Annotated in this window: 11 protein-coding genes; 5 read left to right on the top strand and 6 right to left on the bottom strand. The window is 71.9% G+C overall.

Annotated elements, in window-relative coordinates:
• Positions 1 to 812: 812 nt before the first annotated feature.
• Positions 813 to 2,582 carry an ATP-dependent helicase gene (locus Q0D75_RS03445; RefSeq protein ID WP_291049386.1) on the bottom strand — a complete coding sequence of 590 codons (1,770 nt, stop codon included), beginning with the start codon at positions 2,580 to 2,582 and terminating at the stop codon, positions 813 to 815.
• A complete protein-coding gene (nudC, locus tag Q0D75_RS03440; RefSeq protein WP_291049384.1) occupies positions 2,579 to 3,610 on the bottom strand; it encodes an NAD(+) diphosphatase in 1,032 nt (343 codons plus the stop codon). Before nudC ends, Q0D75_RS03445 begins: the two co-directional genes overlap by 4 nt.
• Before the next feature lie 60 nt (positions 3,611 to 3,670).
• On the opposite strand from nudC, the gene Q0D75_RS03435 reads away from it, so the two are divergent.
• Positions 3,671 to 4,717, top strand: coding sequence for a phosphotransferase (locus tag Q0D75_RS03435; protein WP_291049382.1), 1,047 nt, complete (start codon positions 3,671 to 3,673; stop codon positions 4,715 to 4,717).
• 10 nt (positions 4,718 to 4,727) lie between these two features.
• Here Q0D75_RS03435 and Q0D75_RS03430 read toward each other — a convergent pair whose 3' ends face one another.
• Together Q0D75_RS03430 and Q0D75_RS03425 are read right to left on the bottom strand one after the other, a co-directional pair.
• Positions 4,728 to 8,183, bottom strand: coding sequence for an ATP-dependent DNA helicase (locus Q0D75_RS03430; protein WP_291049380.1), 3,456 nt, complete (start codon positions 8,181 to 8,183; stop codon positions 4,728 to 4,730).
• A complete protein-coding gene (locus Q0D75_RS03425) occupies positions 8,180 to 11,500 on the bottom strand; it encodes a UrvD/REP family ATP-dependent DNA helicase (RefSeq protein WP_291049378.1) in 3,321 nt (1,106 codons plus the stop codon). Before Q0D75_RS03425 ends, Q0D75_RS03430 begins: the two co-directional genes overlap by 4 nt.
• Before the next feature lie 160 nt (positions 11,501 to 11,660).
• Here Q0D75_RS03425 and Q0D75_RS03420 point away from each other — a divergent pair, with 160 nt between their 5' ends.
• Positions 11,661 to 11,885 (top strand): DUF3107 domain-containing protein, encoded by a 225-nt coding sequence (locus tag Q0D75_RS03420; RefSeq protein WP_291049376.1) that lies wholly within the window; start codon positions 11,661 to 11,663, stop codon positions 11,883 to 11,885.
• A gap of 10 nt (positions 11,886 to 11,895) precedes the next feature.
• Complete coding sequence (locus Q0D75_RS03415) at positions 11,896 to 12,201, top strand: hypothetical protein (protein WP_291049374.1); 306 nt, start codon at positions 11,896 to 11,898, stop codon at positions 12,199 to 12,201.
• A 12-nt stretch (positions 12,202 to 12,213) separates the two neighbouring features.
• Here Q0D75_RS03415 and Q0D75_RS03410 read toward each other — a convergent pair whose 3' ends face one another.
• On the bottom strand, positions 12,214 to 12,930 hold the full coding sequence (locus Q0D75_RS03410) for a ferritin-like fold-containing protein (protein WP_291049372.1): 717 nt from the start codon (positions 12,928 to 12,930) through the stop codon (positions 12,214 to 12,216).
• Between the two features lie 201 nt (positions 12,931 to 13,131).
• Here Q0D75_RS03410 and Q0D75_RS03405 point away from each other — a divergent pair, with 201 nt between their 5' ends.
• Positions 13,132 to 14,739, top strand: a complete 1,608-nt coding sequence (locus Q0D75_RS03405; protein ID WP_291049370.1) for a DEAD/DEAH box helicase — start codon at positions 13,132 to 13,134, stop codon at positions 14,737 to 14,739.
• Positions 14,740 to 14,847: 108 nt separating this feature from the next.
• Here the strand turns inward: Q0D75_RS03405 and Q0D75_RS03400 are convergent, their stop codons facing one another.
• Positions 14,848 to 15,726 carry a PHP domain-containing protein gene (locus Q0D75_RS03400; protein WP_291049368.1) on the bottom strand — a complete coding sequence of 293 codons (879 nt, stop codon included), beginning with the start codon at positions 15,724 to 15,726 and terminating at the stop codon, positions 14,848 to 14,850.
• Between the two features lie 80 nt (positions 15,727 to 15,806).
• On the opposite strand from Q0D75_RS03400, the gene Q0D75_RS03395 reads away from it, so the two are divergent.
• Complete coding sequence (locus tag Q0D75_RS03395; protein ID WP_291049366.1) at positions 15,807 to 17,282, top strand: aminopeptidase P family protein; 1,476 nt, start codon at positions 15,807 to 15,809, stop codon at positions 17,280 to 17,282.
• The last annotated feature ends 3 nt before the right edge of the window (positions 17,283 to 17,285 follow it).

Raw genomic sequence — 17,285 nt, 5'->3', positions numbered from 1 at the left:
TCTCGATTCCGACCGCCCGCTGATCTGGCGCACGCCGCACTGCGTGCAGTTCGGCGTGGAACCGCCCGTGGCGGTGCTCGAAGGGGTGGATGCGGCACGCGAGCTGCTGCTGGGCGTGCTCGCCCGGGGCTCGTCGCGGGGCGTGCTCGACGCGGTCGCGGCGAGCGTCGGTGCCGGGCCGGAGGCGGTCGACCGCCTGCTCGGTGAAGTGGCGGGAGTGCTCGCGGTTCAGCCCCGCGATGCCGACGGTGGCGCGGAGAGTCATGCCTCTCCGCTGGCCGGAGCGGTCATCGCCGTCGACGGAGTCGGGTCGGCGGCCGGCGTGATGCACGAGCTGCTGCACCGGCTGGGCGCGCGCGTCGTGTCGCGTCCTTCGCCCGACACCGTGGCCGCGGTGGTGATCGCCCATTACGCGGTGGCGCCGCGGCGGGCGGGCGAGTGGCTGCGGGCAGACCTGCCGCATCTCCTGGTGGAGTTCGGCGACCGCTCGGTGCGGGTCGGGCCGGTGGTGCGGCCGGGCGGCGGCCCGTGCGCGCAGTGCATCGAGATGCATCGGGTCGATGCCGATCCGGCGTGGCCGGCTCTGGCCTCCCAGTTGTTCCTGCGCCGTGCGCCGAGTGCCGACACCCTGGGCATCAGCACGGCCGCCACGGTGGCGGCACGCCTCCTGGGCGAGTTCCTCAGCGGTGGGGCGGGGCTGCGATGGGCTCAGGAGGCCGTGCGCATCCGGCGGCCCGAGTACGGCAACGCGAACGGGGCCAGGCCGCCGGGGCTGCCGTCGCTCGATCCCCGTCCGCTGGATCGGCTGCGGTTCAGCGTGCACCCTGACTGCGGATGCCGGTCTCTTCCAGAAAACGAGACGGCTGACGCTCGGTGTTCCGGCGGGAGCCGACCGCCGCCCAAGAGAGGGCCAGTCGATCGCGGGCGCGGGTGATGCCCACGTAGAGCAGCCTGCGCTCTTCGTCGACGCCCGCCAGTCCCTCGGCGTGACTGATCGGGAGCAGGCCTTCGGCGACTCCGAGGATGAACACGGCCGGCCACTCCAGACCCTTCGAGGAGTGCAGGGTGGCCAAGGTCACGGCGCGCACCGTGGGTTCGTGCTGCGACGACTGGCGCTCCATCAGCTCGTCGGTGAACTGACGGAAGGTCGTGCCCGGGGGCATCCCCTCGGCCAGGCCCATCAGGGCGTTCAGCGCTTCCCAGCGATCCCGCACAGCGCCGGTGCCCTCGGGCGCCTCCTGCGCCCAGCCGCGCGAGCGCAGCACGTCGCTGACCGATTTGAACAGGGGTTCGTCGCTGATCGACACCGAGGCGGCGCGCAGCTCCATCACGGCGCGCTTGATGTCGGGTTGGTCGAAGAACCGGGTGGCGCCGCGCAGCTGGTAGACCACGCCCGCGTCGGCGAGCGCGCGTTCCAGCGGAGCCGACTGGGCGTTGAGGCGGTAGAGCACCGCGATGTCCTGCGGAGGCGTGCCCTCGGCGATCAGCCGGGCGATCGCTGCGGCGACGCCCTCCGCCTCGGCGAAGTCGTTCGGGTAGGCGGTGACCGTGGGCTCCAGCGCGGGAACGGAGGTCGTGGCATCCGGAGCCCCTTGGTCGACCGCGGCGGCGGTCGTGACCTCCGGAGCCGCCTGCTCGACCGCGTGCAGGGTCAGCGCGCCCGCGCGGCCGCGCATCAGGCGGTTGGCCGCTGCGACGATCGGAGGCCGGGAGCGGTAGTTCTGCTCGAGGGTCACCACGGTGCTGTTCGGATGCCGGCTGCCGAACTCCAGCAGGTAGCCCGCACTCGCCCCGGCGAAGGAGTAGATGGTCTGGCTGGCGTCACCCACCACGCAGAGGTCGCGCCGGTCGCCCAGCCACTGGTCGAGCAGATGCTGCTGCAGCGGCGAGACGTCCTGGTATTCGTCCACCACGAAGAAGCGGTACTGCTCGCGCACCTGGAACGCGACCGAGGCCTCGGTCTCGATCATGCCGGCGGTCACCAGCAGCACGTCTTCGAAGTCGAGCTGCCGGCGCTCGTCCTTCAGGGCCTCGTACCGCTCCTGCAGCTCGATCATCTGGTCGACCGAGAGCGAGGGCGGCAGCACCCGCGACGAGCGCGCCGCCACCGCGTAGTCGGCGATGCTCATGTTCGAGACCTTGCGCCACTCGATCTCGCCGGCCACGTCGCGCAGCGTCGCCGTGTCCAGTCGCAGCTTCAACAACTCGGCGGCGTGCGCGATGGCCTTCGCCTTGTTGTCGACGATGCGGGGTGCCTCTCCCCCGATCACCTGCGGCCAGAAGTAGTTCAGCTGAGCGAGGGCCGCCGAGTGGAAGGTGCGCGCCGCCACCCCGCCGGCGCCGAGCGGCCGCAGGCGCGTGCGCAGCTCGGCCGCCGCCCGCGAGGTGAAGGTGAGCGCCATCACCCGGTTCGGCGAGTACACCCCGGTCGCCACTCCGTACGCGATGCGGTGCGTGATGGCCCGGGTCTTGCCGGTTCCGGCGCCGGCGAGGATGCAGACCGGGCCGAGCAGCGAGCGGGCCGCGACCCGCTGCTGCGGGTCGAGGGCGTCGAGCAGGTCGTCGGAGGTGCCGTCGCTCACGCCTGCGCGCGCTCCGGCAGCGGCCCGCCGTACCAGTGCTCGATGATGGCGCGGGCGATGGAGGACGATCCGGGCAGCAGCACGTCGCTGGCCGGATCGGCGATCTGGGCGCGGGTGAACCAGCGCAGGTCGAGGATCTCGTCGCCGTCCGGGCGCAGCACGGCCGGATGCTCGGCCGACACGGTCGCCATGAAGCCGACCATGAGAGAGGCCGGGAACGGCCACGGCTGCGATCCGAGGTAGACGGGCTCGTCGATCACGACGCCGGACTCCTCCGCGATCTCGCGCACCGCGGCGGCCTCGAGCGACTCGCCGGGCTCCACGAAGCCGGCCAGCAGCGAGTAGCGGTTGTTCTCCCAGAGGGCGTTGGAGCCGAGCAGCAGGCGGTCGTCGTGATCGACGATCCCCACGATCACGGCGGCGTCGGTGCGGGGGAAGAGCTCGATGTCCTGCACCGGGCACCAGCGCACCCAGCCGCCGCTCTCCACCACGGTGGCCGCCCCGCAGCGCGGGCAGTGCGTGTGCGTGGCGTGCCAGTTGGCGATGGCCACGGCCTCGGTGAAGATGCCGGCCATCGTGTCGTCGAGGTCGGCGGCGACCAGGCGCAGGTTCACCCAGGTCGCGCCGTCCGTCGCCAGCTGCTCGGCCTCGGAGTCGCCCACCGCGATCGCGAACACGGGAGCTCCGGCGGCGAGCGCGGGGGAATCATCCAGAGCCACACCGAGATAGATGCGCACGAGGTCGCCCTGACCGATCGCCGCGAGGATGCCCTCCGGCAGCTCGGCGGACGCCCGCAGGGCCAGCACCGCCTGCTGCTCGATCGCCACATCGGGACGCGGGCCGAAACCGTCGTAGCCGGCGGGGAGACCGCCCCCGGTCGCGAGCGCCTGACCACGGTGCAGCAGGAGCACGCGGGCGTCGGCGCGGGCGAAGTACTCCTCGAGCAGGGCGTCGTCGCGACGGGACTCGTGATCGCGATCCACCCGGTGACGGGAGAGCGGCAGAGTGGACGAGAAAGCGCGTGACATGGTTGCCCAATCGTGCGTGGCGAAAGCCGTGGCCGGACGGAGCCGCCCTACCCTAGGGGTATGGTCAGATCCCCACTCACTCTAGCCGCGCTCGCGACCTCCGCCGTCGCCGGGGCGGACATCGTGACGACCCGCGCGCTCACCGGTCCGGGCGTCGCCCGCTTCGATTCCGCGGTCGTCACGTTGCGGTCGGGCGAAGAATACGTGGTGCGGGTTCCGGTGAATTCGGATGCTGAGTCGGAGCAGTCCCGCGACCTCGTGGCCCTGAACGCGCTCACCTCGGGCGTGCGCTCGCGGCTGCCCTTCCACATCCCCTCGTTCGTCGGCCAGGCGCCGATCGGCGAGACCCGCGCCGTGGTCTACGACTACATCCAGGGCACCCCGGGCACCCTGCACGACGTCGGGGGCGAGCAGAGCGCCTCCGACTCGATCGGCCGGGCCATCGCCGCGGTTCATTCGCTGCCCACCTCCGTGGTGTCGGATGCGGGGCTCACCGCCCACACGGCCACCCAGATCGCCGCCACCTCGCGCAAGCTCGCCGACCGCGCCGCCGCCTCGGGCAAGGTGCCCACCGAGCTGCTGACCCGCTGGTCACTGGCGCTGGAGGACAGCGCGCTCTGGCAGTTCCAGCCCACGGTCGTGAACGGCGCGCTGGCCCCGGAGTCGTTCCTGCTCGTGAACTCGCAGGTCACCGGCATCATCGGCTGGCAGAACCTGCGGGTCGGCGATCCGGCCCTCGACCTGTTCTGGCTGAACTCGGCCTCGAGCGCGTCCAGCGCCGATCGGGTGTACGAGGGCTACGAGCACGCGCTCACCAAGCCCGCCGACCGGCAGTTGCGCAAGCGCGCGCGGCTCTACGCCGAACTCGAGATCGCCCGCTGGCTGCTGCACGGCGTCGACAGCCGTGACGCGTCGATCGTGGCCGACGCCGAGGCCATGCTCGGCAGCCTCCGCAGCACGGTCGAGCACGACCTGCTCAATCCGCTCTCCACCGACACCGGGCAGGTGATGGCCGTCGAAGACGTCGAGGCCATGCTCGACCGCACCCCCCTCCCGGGCGTGCGCGCCGGCGCCTCGGAGCACGCGAACCGCATCTCCGAAGACTGACCGGGCGACCTCAGAGCATCGAGGTGCGGATGAGGTGCTCGAGTTCGGCCTCGGTGTGCAGGCGCTCGGGGCGGATGACGCGGTCCTCGGCCACGAAGTAGAACGAGGCGCCCACGCGGTCGACGTCGATGCCCTTCCACCGGGCGTAGGCCAGGCGGTAGAGCGCCAGCTGCAGCTGCTTCAGCTCGAGGTCGGCGGCGTCGGCCGGCGCCTTGCCCGTCTTCCAGTCGACCACCTCCACCCGGTCGCCGTCGACGAAGATCGCGTCGATCTTGCAGATCACGATCCGCCCGGCCAGCACGAGGTGGATCTCGAGTTCGACCTCGGCGGGCTGCCGGTCGCCGAACTCCGAGGCTTCGAAAGCGGAGATCAGCCCCGCGATCTCGGCCAGGTCGTCGTTCTCGGCCGCAGCATCCGGATCCAGCCCCGCGTCGTCCGGCAGCGTTCCCGACGGCGTCAGCTCATCGGGCTCGATCGCCTCGAACTCGTCGTCGAACACGTCGATCGAGTCGCCGAAGCCGGCCCCTACCGGCTCGCCGAGCAACTCGGTGCGGCCACCCTGCCGGAACCGTTCCTCGACCCAGGTGTGGAACCGGGTGCCGAGCCGGGTCTGCCGGAACGGCCGCTCGGGCATCGGACGCTGCAGCCCGCGCACCACGGCCTGCGGGTCGGCCACGTAGTCTTTGAAGCGCGAGGCCGGGATGCGCACGGGCAGTTCGAGCATCCGCTCGCCGTTCTTGGCGGCCCGCTCGGCCAGCAGCAGCTCGACCTCGTGGTCCCAGGGCGTGGTCGCTCCCGGATCGGCGGCGATGACGAGTTCGGCCGCCGCTGCGACCCGGGGCCGCCGCGCGCCGAGCGGATCGCGCGGCCAGACCGTCCAGTTCTCCGACTCGGCGAGCGGGTTCTCGTCGAAGGTCGACGCCTCGGGCAGCAGACCCTCGGCGATGACGCCCTCCTCGGCCAGCTCACGCAGGTACAGGCCGGGGGCGCGCAGCTTCTTGACGCCGGTGGTCCAGTACGAGCCCGACAACAGGAGCTGCGAGCGCGCCCGGGTGACGGCCACGTAGATCAGCCGGCGCTGCTCGGCCGCGTAGTGCGCGGCGTTCGCCCGCTTGAAGTCGTCGAGAACGCCCTTGAACTCGTTCTGCTTCTCGATGCCGCGCCAGGCCAGCTGCGGCAACTCGGCCGCATCGCCGCGGAACTCGAACGGCAGTTCGCCGAAGGCCAGCCAGCCGAGGTTGGAGCGCGGGTCGCCCGGCAGCTCGCCGTCGACCATCCGCGGGATCGCCACCACGTCCCACTCCAGGCCCTTCGCACCGTGGATGGTGAGGATCTGCACGGTGCCGGGCTCGGGCGCCTCGGTGCGCGGCTCCAGGCGGTCGCGCTTCTCGGCCTCTTCGAGCCAGGAGAGGAACTCGCCGAGGCCCGCGGCCGGATCCAGCGCCAGGAAGGAGACCAGCTGCTCGGAGAACGCCTCCAGACTCGCGCGGCCGGAGGCGGCGTGCGGGCTCGCCAGCACCTCGATGTCGAGCAGCAGCTCCTGCTGCACGAGGTCGACGTAGTCGACCAGGCCCAGGCCCGCTCGCCGGCGCAGGTCGGAGAACTGGCGGGCGGCGTCGCGCAGGCGCGCGAGCCCGACCTCGGTGAAACCGGCGAGCGTGCTGTGGTCGGCCGGCGCCGTGGCCACGAAGTCGAGCGCGTCGATGATGGAGCGGTCTTCGTCGGCCACCACCGAGCCGCGCACCTGGGCGGCCACCGCGGGATCGAGCTTCTGGAACCGGTGGTCGCGCTGCGAGATCCACGAGGCGACCGAGCGCAGGGCCATCAGGTCTTTCGTGCCGATCCGCCATCGGGCGCCCGCCAGGATGCGCACCAGGTCGGGCCCGGCGGTGGGGTGATAGAGCACCCGCAGCATCGAGACGAGGTCGGCGACGGCCGGCTGCCCGAGCAGACCGCCGATGCCGAGCACGTGGTACGGGATGCCCCGCTCGTCCAAGGCCGCGGTGAACGGCTCGATCTTCTTCACCGAGCGGCACAGCAGGGCGGCCGACGGATGCTCGCCGTCGGCATCCCGCTCGGCCAGACGGGCCTTCAACCAGTCCGCGACCTCGCGGGCCTCATCGTGCACGGTCTCGCCGAACGCCACGTCGAGCCGCCCGGCCGGCACCTGCGGCCGGGGACCGAGCTCCTGCACCGGCACGTCCGACTCCGCCGACAGCGGCCGCACGAGGGCGTTCGCCGCCCGCAGCACCGACTGAGGATTGCGCCAGCTGGTCGAGAGCGCGTAGGGCACGCCGGAATCAGGATCGGGGCCGGGGCCGGGATCAGGGCCGGATGCAGCACCCTCCGAAGCGAAGTCGGCCGCGAACCGGGCCAGGTTCGCCGCACTGGCGCCGCGCCAGCCATAGATCGACTGGTGCGGATCCCCCACCGCCATCACCGGCGTGCCGGCGAACAGCGCCGAGAGCAGGCGCGTCTGCACCACGCTGGTGTCTTGGTATTCGTCGAGCAGCACCACCCGATACCGCTCGCGGTACTCGCCCACCACCCGCGGTGAGCTCTGCACGATCGCGAGCGCCAGCGCGATCTGGTCGGAGTACTCCACGTACCCCCGGCGCACCTTCTCGGCCGAGTAGGCGTCGGCCAGGTCCAGCAGCAGCGGGAGGGTCGCCACCGCGCCCACGGCCTTCTCGAGATCGCGCTGCACGCCTTTGATCCGCGCCGACCCGGTGGGCAGGTCGACCAGCGAGGCGAACCGCTCGGCGTAGGAGTGCACGGTCGACGAGGCGACCACGTTCTCGGCCAACGCGCGACTGAGGGCGAGCACGGCCGAGGTGGCCACGTCGACCGACTTGTCCAGCTGCAGCAGGCGCTCGTCGCCGGAGCCGACCACCACCGTGCGCGCCAGCTGCCAGGCCGAGGCCTCGCTCAGCACGGCGGCCTCGCCTTCGCGGCCGATCGTCACGGCGTTCTCGCGGAAGATGCTGTTCGCGAAGGCGTTGTAGGTGGCGATCGTGGGGGTGTCGAAGGCGTCGACGTCGATCGACGCGAGCCCGGCATCGGCCAGCTGCTCCAGTCGCTTGCGGATGCGCTCCGCCAGCTCACCGGCCGCCTTGCGGGTGAAGGTGAGGCCGAGCACCTCCGGCACACCGACGAGCCCGTTCGCGATCAGCCAGACCACGCGATTCGCCATCGTCTCGGTCTTGCCGCTGCCGGCGCCCGCCACCACGATCCGCGGCGCGAGCGGCGCCTCGATCACGGCGCGCTGCTGAGCCGTCGGGCTCGGCAGCCCGAGTCGCTCGGCGATCTCGGCGGCGCCGATCCGCGGGCGGCCGCCCGCCTCGCCACCGTATGACGCCGTTCCGGTCGGGCGTCCGGGAGTGGCCGCAGCTGCAGCCGCCTCGGCGCGGCGCGCGAACGCCTCCGGATCCTCCAGATCGGCCAGGTCGAACAGGGCGTCGCTCATTCGGACACCGCCTTGATCAGCTGGATGCGGTAGTCGTAGCGGTTCTGCAGGTCGCGTTCCTCGGGGTCGGCGACGCCCGGGAACCGTGCCGCCGCCATCCCCTCCGCGACCTTCTCGATCCGTTCGGTGATCTGCTGCAGGGCGTCGTCGTCGAGCGGCTCCTGCGAACGCAGCGTGAACCGCACCCCGGCTTCCCCCTTCGCCACGTACAGCAGCGCGGCGCCGCCTTGCACGACGGCTGGATCGTCGCCGTCCACGGGCACCGCGAGCCCGTCGACCGCGCCCGACCGCACGGCCAGCTGATAGGCGGCCAGCTGGGCGTTGCCCGGCAGGTCGGCCTTCGAGAGCGGGTACTTGCCCGTCTTCAGGTCGATCACGAGAACCCGGCCGTCGTGCCGGCGCTCGACGCGGTCGATCGAGCCGGCCAGCTGGGCACGCCCGATCCGCAGTTCGAAGCCGGCCTCGGCGCCGAGCAGCTCGTCGCCCGCGGCGGAGAAGTCGCGCAGGTAGTCGGAGAGCCCATCGAGTTTCGTGCCGAGCGCCCGCTTCTCGCGCTGCTCGATCCACGGCGCCTCGAAGCGCAACTCGCGCCAGCGCTGCTCCGACTCCCGCATCAGCTCCTCGGGGCTCAGGTCGGCGTCGGGATCGGCCGCGACCTTCTCCATCACCGCGTGCACGATGGTACCGATCCCGGCGGCGAGGCTCTTCGACCCGCCCGCGACCTGGTCGATGAACCACATCAGCGGCGACTGCTCGAAGGCTTCGATGCGCGACGGCGACACCCTCACCAGGGCATCCGGATCGGCGGGATCGAGCACCGGCTCCTCGGTGGAGGACTGCTTCAGCCCGTACCAGTCGGACGGGTGCGCCCCCGGAACCCGCTCGGTCGCGAGGCGTGCCAGCACCGAGGCCGCCCGTCGATCGCCGTCGACCGCGACCCGGCGGCGCAGCGAGCCCGTGAGCCCGCGCAGGGAGAGCGGGTGACGCGGCGCCGAGTACTCCCCCGCATCCGGTGCGAAGCCGAAGAACGGCGAGGGCTGCTCGTCGTCGTTCGCCACGCAGCTGAGCACCGTGGTGCGGCTGGATCGCGACACGGCGAGCGCGAACATCCGCAGCTCGTCGGCCAGCACGTCGGCGCGGGTGTCGTCGGCCTGGTCCAGATCGGCGGCCGCTCCGGATGCCACGGCGCTCAGCCGCGGAGCGTGCAGCAGCGAGCCGCGCAGGCGGAGGTTCGGCCAGACCGACTCCTGCAGGCCCGCCACCACGACGATCTCGACCGACGCGCCCACGGCGCCCGAGGGTGTGGTGACGAGCACCGACTCACTGCGCGAGCGCGGTGACAGCGTGTCTTCGGGAACCTCGGCGGTGAGGAACTCGTCGATGAAGAGCTCGGCCGCCCGCTCGGGCTCGCGCTCGACCGAGCGCTTCGCGGCGGTGAACAGGGCGACCGCGCCGTCGAGGTTGCGGTTGGCCTCGTCGGCCACGATCCCGGAACCGGCCGCCAGGTCGCCCCAGCGCTTCGCGAGCCCGGTGCGCTGCCAGAGCTGCCAGAGCAGCTCCTCCACGGTCGCGCCCTCCCGGTGGCTCTCGGCGAGCAACTTGAGGGTGGTGCCGAGCGCCGCCACCCGCCGGGCGGGCGAGGAGTCGATCGCCACCAGTGCACCCGGCATGAAGAGCGCCTCGCGCAGCAGCTCGTCGGCGTGCCGCGTGCCTCCGATCGCCAGCTCGTCGTGCCGCAGGGCGAGCCGCAGCCGGCGCAGCCCCACCGGGTCGACTCCGCAGAGCGGGCCCAGGATGATCGAGTCCACCGCCGCGGGCGTCGGCTCGAGCCGCCCCATCGCCAGCGCCAGCCCTTCGGCGAGGTGTCGGGCCGCATAGTCGTCGCGCAGCGCCTGCACGGCCGAGAGGGTGCGCGTGGGCACCTCGGCCAGCGCGAGCCCGCGGGCCACGGCGGGAACGAGCGATCCCGACCGCACGATCACCGCCATCTTCGCCCAGCCCACCCCGTGCAGCAGGAACCGCTCACGCAGCAGCCGCGCGATGCTCGCGATCTCGCCGGCGCGCGAATCCGCCTGGATGCGCAGCACCTCGCTGCGCCCGGCGGAGTCGCGACCCGAGGCGGAGTCGCGACCCGCGGCGCCATCCGCGCCACGACCATATCCGGGCGCCACGATCGCGCTACCGTCCCCGGTCTCGTCCCGTTCCCCGTCCGCCGGCGTCGCCGCATCCGCGGCCATCGCATCCGTCGTCGCCCGCTGCGAGCCGGCCGCGGCCGCACCGATGCGCTCGGTGACCCGCCGGGTGAGCTCGCGCACCGCGCCGCGCTGCCGGTAGGAGGTGCGCAGCACCACGGGAGGCCCGGCTGGCACGCCGAGCGCGCGGGACAGCTGCCCCAGCGCCCGCACGTCCGAGCCGCGGAACCCCGCGGTCGCCGCATCCGGATCGCCGAACGCCACCACGGCCGCACCCGCCCGGGCGAGCTCGCGCACGAGGTTAAGCGCTCCCACCGGGAACTCCTGCAGCTCGTCGACCGCGATCAGCCGGATGTGCCCGAGCACCCCGCCCTCGCGCACCAGCCGCCGCGCCTCGGCCAGGAGCTCAGCCGAGTCGAGGTGCGCCGACTCGAAACCCTCGAGGGCCGCCACGTAGTCGCGCAGGAAGGCGGCGGCCGCCACCCACTCCGGCAGCTCGAACCGTTCGCCGAGCTGCGCCAGCCGGCCCGCGGAGACGCCGTTCTCGGTGGCCCGCATCATCAGCTCGCGCAGCTCGGTACGGAACGCCCGCAGCCGCCGCACCTCGGGCGTCAGCGAATCCGGCCACGGCACCGCGGAGAGCCCGTCTTCGGCATCCTGGATGCCGCCCTCCAGCAGCTCGGCCAGGATGCGGTCCTGCTCGGCCCCGGTGAGCAGCACCACCGGCCGCGCGCGCTCGCCCGCGCTGCGCACCGCGGTGGCCGCACCGGCCGCCCGCACGATCTCGAACGCCGCCGAACTCGCCGTGCGCGCCAGCGGCCCGTTCGACACCAGCCCCAGCCGCAGCGCCACGGTGTCGCGCAGCCGCGTGGCCGCCTGCCTCGACGCCGCGAGAACCAGGATGCTCTCGGGCGCGAACCCGCAGCGCAGCACCCGGTCGGCCACGAGCTCGATCAAGGTGCTGGTCTTCCCCGTGCCTGGAGCACCGATCACCGCGAACGTGTCGCCGACCGGCCGTTCGAGCACACTCCGCTGCTGCTCATCGAGGGCGTGCGCCATCGAGCGGGCCTCCCCGGCGTCGATCTCGCCCGAGGTGCCCGAGCCAGGAGAGCCGGTTTCGTTCACGGCCCCCACGCTATCGGCCGGCACCGACATCCGGATCCCGACCCGGGGTGTTCGCTGTCAGCTGGTGCCGGGGCCCGCCAGAACGCGCCGGTGGCCCCGAGCGGTGCCGTAATCTGGGCTGGTGGTCACTCCTGGATCACGTGACGTGAAAGGCACCAAGATGGACATTCGAATCGGTATCGCCAACTCGCCCCGTGAGCTCAACTTCGAGTCGAGCCAGTCCCCCGCCGAGATCGAGGCGGTCGTCGCGGCGGCGCTCTCCGACGGCGGCACCCACGTCTCGCTCAACGACAACAAGGGCAAGTTGTACGTCGTGCCCGTGGCCTCGCTCTCCTACGTCGAGATCGGCAGCGAAGAGTCGCGCCGCGTCGGCTTCGTCGGCTAACCTCCCCAGCATGGAACTGCTCTTCATCGCCCTCGGCGGTGCGATCCTCGGCCTGCTCGCCCGGTATCTGCTGCCCGACCGCGATCGACACGGCGTCGTCTTGATCCCCGCGATCGGCGTCGCCGTGTCGGCGGTGCTCTGGCTCGCCCTCACCTGGGCCGGCTGGCCGTGGGACGGCGGCTGGATCTGGGTGGTCACCCTCGTCGTCACCGCGGTCGCCGTGGTGGCCGCCGACATCCTGATCGGCCGCAGCCGCAAGGCGCACGACGACCAGCGCCTCACCGAGCTGCTCTCGGGCAAGGTCCCGGTCGCATAGAGGGTCCGACGCTCAGGCGGTGAGGCCGAGACGGTCCATCCGCCGGGTGTGCGAGGCGATCATCTCGGTGAACACCGGCTCGATGCGCTGCTCGTCCGACTCGGGGTTGCCCGTGAGGTGGATCGCGGATCGCGCCACCAGCAGGGTGTCGCCCACCACGCGGCGGCCCCAGAGCGCGAGCCGCGATCCGAGCATCGGATCGGCCGTGATGGCCTCGCTGAGGATGTCGGCGATCGCGATCCGCCCGGTCTCGGCGTCGAGCACGGCGGCGCAGCGCGGCCCCACGTCGCCCGGGAGGCCGGCGGCCAGCAGTGTGAAGAAGTCGTCCAGGATGCCACCGGTGAGGTAGACGCTCGCCAGCTGCTCGTACCAGTCCGAGCCTTTGACCAGGCGGCGGTAGCGGTCGATGCCCGCCGTGAACGGCGCGATCACCTCGGCCGGGGTGTCGACCCGGCGGCGGATCTCGGCGACCAGTCGCTCGTGCTTGTCCAGCGCCTGCCGGGCGGCCGGGGCCAGCGCCTGCTTGGCGGCCACCGTGGGAGCCGCCGCGATCGCATCCGACACCTCTTCGAACAGGGCCAGCTGCACGTAGGCGACCTGACCCAGATACGGGAGCACCTCGGGCGTCAGCTCGGCGAGGTTCACTTTCGGGTAGCTGGCGACATTCTCCCGGGGCCGCAGCCGCGGGATGTCGATGCGCACCTTCGGGCGGCGGAGGAATCCGAACACGACGCCAATCCTATCCGGGCCGCCGAGCCCGCCCCGACGCGCCTGCGACGCCTTGTGAGCCCTCGTCGACTAAACTCGACCCGGGCCCTGACGAAACTCGGGGCAATCGCCGCCGTCCGGCGCCATCGCCGGTCATTGCTTCGCTGCCATCGCAGCACCGTTCTCACCACGGCGGCCTCGCACTCACGACAGGTATCCCAAGTGACTTTCTCAGATCTCAACATCGACCAAGACATGGTCGACGCCCTTGCCGCCAAGGGCATCCTCGAGCCGTTCCCGATCCAGGAGCAGACCATCCCGCTCGCGCTCGACGGGCAGGACATCATCGGTCAGGCCAAGACCGGTACCGGCAAGACCTTCGGATTCGGCCTCCCGCTGATCCAGCGTCTGGGGCTCGACCCCGAGCCGGGCGTCAAGGCGCTGGTCGTCGTGCCCACCCGCGAGCTCTGCGTGCAGGTCACCGAAGACCTCGAGATCGCGGCGGGCAACCGCCCCACCAAGATCGTGTCGATCTACGGCGGCAAGGCCTACGAGGGTCAGATCGAGCAGATCAAGGCCGGCGCGCAGATCGTCGTCGGCACCCCGGGCCGCCTCCTCGACCTCGCCGGTCAGCGACTGCTGAACCTCGGCAAGGTGCAGGAGATGGTGCTCGACGAGGCCGACAAGATGCTCGACCTCGGCTTCCTCGCCGACATCGAGAAGCTCTTCGCGCAGACCCCGCCCGAGCGTCACACCATGCTCTTCTCGGCCACGATGCCCGGCCCGATCGTCGCGCTCGCGCGCCGCTTCATGAACCGGCCCATCCACATCCGCGCCACCGATCCCGACGAGGGTCTGACGCAGGCCAACATCAAGCACCTCATCTACCGTGCCCACAACATGGACAAGGACGAGGTCATCGCCCGCATCCTGCAGGCCGAGGGCCGCGGCAAGACCGTGGTCTTCACCCGCACCAAGCGGGCCGCCGCGAAGCTCGTCGAAGAGCTCAACGACCGCGGCTTCAACGCCGCCGCCGTGCACGGCGACCTCAACCAGGAGCAGCGCGAGCGCGCCATGGCCGCCTTCAAGGCCGGGAAGAAGGACATCCTGATCGCCACGGATGTCGCGGCCCGCGGCATCGACGTCGACGACGTCACCCACGTGATCAACCACACCATCCCGGATGACGACAAGACCTACCTGCACCGCGCCGGCCGCACGGGCCGTGCGGGCAAGACCGGCATCGCCGTGACCTTCGTGGACTGGGACGACCTGCACAAGTGGGCGCTGATCAACCGCGCGCTCGAGTTCGGCCAGCCCGAGCCCACCGAGACCTACTCCTCGTCGCCGCACCTGTTCACCGACCTCGACATCCCCGAGGGCACGCGCGGCCGCCTCAAGGCGAGCACCCGTTCCGAAGAGGTGCGCCCGTCATCGTCGGGCGACCGCGGTGGCCGCGGCGGCCCGCGCTCCGGCGGCCGTGACGGTGGCAGCCGTGACGGTGGCGGCCGCGACGGTGGCTCCGGCCGCTCGGGCGGATCGCGGGAGAGCGCAGCTGCCTCCGGCGACGGCGGCAGCCGTCCGCCCCGCAGCCGCAGCCGTTCCCGCTCGGGTGGCGCGTCAGGATCCGAGGATGCTCCGCGCAGCTTCAACGAGATCTTCTCGTCGGCCCCCGCCGGCGACACCGGTTCCGCCGCATCCGCACCCGCCGCCACGGCCGGCGCCACCGAGTCGACCTCCACCGGGGCCGGCTCGGAGCACCACGACGGCAACAGCGCCCCGCGCCGCCGCAGCCGCACCCGCCGCCGCGCACCGCGCCCCACCGAGTAGCCGTTCGAAACTGCAGAAATACCGAGGACCGGGGCCGTATATGGCCTCGGTCTTCGATATTTCTGCATATCTGAACCGCCACGAGCCTGGCGGTGCACTGCTCGCGAGCTACCGCGCCGCAGGGTAGACGGGCGCAGAGCCCGTCCCGCGCTCGATCAGCGCGTCGAGCACCTCGGGCGCGGTGGTGTTCTCGCCCAGCCGGTTCGGCTTGCCCGCGCCGTGGTAGTCGCTCGACCCGGTGAGCCGCAGCCCGTACCGCTCCGCGACGCGTCGCAGACGCTCCTTGCCCTCGTCGGTGTTCTCGCGGTGGTCGATCTCGAGCCCGAAGAGCCCGGCGTCGGCGTACGCCGCCATCCGGCTCTCCAGCTCCACATCGGTGCGGCTGCGGGTCGCCGGATGCGCGATCACGGGCACTCCCCCGGCGGCGACGACGAGCTGGATCCCGAGCAGCGGGTCGGGCGCGTAGTGCGGCTGGTAGTAGCCGGCCTTCCAGTGCAGGATGCCGGCGAACGCCGCGCTACGGTCGAGCGCGTGCCCGCGGGCCACCAGCGCGTCGGCGATGTGCGGCCGGCCGACCGTGGCGCCCGGATTCGTCTGGCCCAGCACGTCGTCCCAGTCGAGGGCGTAGTCGTGGCCGATCCGCTCCACCATCTCCTCGGCCCGGAGCAGACGCGCCACCCGGATGCGCTCGGTCTCGGCGAGGAGCGCCGCATCCGCCGGATCGAACAGGTAGGCGAGCAGGTGCACGCTGGCCCAGCCCACACGCGTGCTGAGTTCCATCCCGGGGATGAGCGTGATGCCGTTCTCGACGGCGGCGACACCGGCCTCGGCCCAGCCGGCGGTCGAGTCGTGGTCGGTGAGAGCGACCGTTCCGAGGCCCGCCACGGCCGCAGCCGTCACGAGCTCGGACGGCGATTCTGTGCCGTCGGAGACCCGGCTGTGCGTGTGCAGGTCGATCGGGCCGCGGAAGCGCCGATCGGAGGACATCTCCTAATCGTAGTCGTCGTCGCGGGGCCGTCCGTCCGCCGCCCCATCCTGCTGTCAGCGGCAGGGTGGAGAATGGAGGCATGGCAGAGACAACCGACCACGCCGTCACCGAAGCCCCCGAACCGCGCGCCACGAGCAACCGGTCCACGACTCCGGGATCGGATGCGTTCCGCGACTACATCGGCAGCGCCTGGGCCGAGCGCACCGACACCGTGCCGCCCGCCCGTGAGCAGGCGTCCTTCGCCGCCGAGCGCCGCGCCCGCCTCTCGGCCGCCTTCCCCGGCAAGCGGATCGTGCTGCCCTCGGGTGCCGCCAAGCAGCGCTCCAACGACACCGACTACCCCTATCGTGCGCACTCCGCCTTCGCCTACTTCAGCGCCTGGGGCTCCGACTCCGAGCCCGGTGCCTTCTTGGTGCTCGAGCCCCGCGGGGCCGGCGACGCGGGCACAGACGGCCACGACGCCACCCTGTACTTCCGCGAGCGCGCCGGCCGCGATTCCGACGAGTTCTACGCCAACCCCGAGATCGGCGAGTTCTGGATCGGCGCGCGGCCCTCCCTGGCCCAGGTGGCCGGCGACCTCGGTCTCGCCACCCGTGCGATCGCGGAGTTCGAGGGCGTCGACTTCGACGAGAACACGCTCGTGCTGCGCGAGGCGGACGGCGAGCTCCCGGGCGGCGCCGGTGCGGAGGCCGACGACGAGCTGCACCGCGTGGCATCCGAGATGCGGCTGATCAAAGACGCCTACGAGATCGCTCAGATGCGCGAGGCCGTGAACGCCACGGCCCGCGGCTTCGACGACGTGATCGCCGACTTCGCGCGCAGCTCGCAGCACGAGCGCGGTGAGCGGCTGGTCGAGGGCGTCTTCAACACCCGCGCCCGGCTGGACGGCAACACGGTGGGCTACGACACGATCGCGGCGAGCGGACCGCACGCCTGCATCCTGCACTGGACCCGTAACGACGGGCCGGTGCACCCCGGCGAGATGATCCTGCTCGACGCGGGGGTGGAACTCGACAGCTATTACACCGCCGACATCACCCGCACCCTGCCGATCGACGGTCGCTTCACGCCGGTGCAGCGAAAGGTCTACGAGGCGGTTCGCGAGGCCGCGGATGCCGCCTTCGCGATCGTGCGGCCGGGCATCCGGTTCCGGGAGATCCACCAGACGGCCATGAAGGTCATCGCCGAGCGCACGGCCGAGTGGGGCCTGCTGCCGGTGACGGCGGAGCAGGCGCTCGAGGCCGACAACCAGCAGCACCGCCGCTACATGGTGCACGGCACGAGCCACCACCTCGGCATCGACGTGCACGACTGCGCCAAGGCACGGCGAGAGCTCTACCTCGACGGGGTGCTCGAAGAGGGCATGGTGTTCACGATCGAACCCGGGCTCTACTTCCAGCCCGACGACCTGACGGTGCCGGCGGAGATGCGCGGCATCGGCGTGCGGATCGAGGACGACATCCTCGTCACGGCCGACGGCGCCGAGAACCTCTCGATCGGCATCCCGCGCACCGCCGACGACGTAGAGGCCTGGTACGCCCGCCTGAACGGCTGAGGC

Origin of the sequence: Herbiconiux sp. (assembly GCF_023264855.1) — a bacterium.
Lineage (GTDB): Bacteria > Actinomycetota > Actinomycetes > Actinomycetales > Microbacteriaceae > Herbiconiux.
Note: the sequence above shows the minus strand (reverse complement) of the source record. Positions and strands in the feature narration are given on the sequence as shown.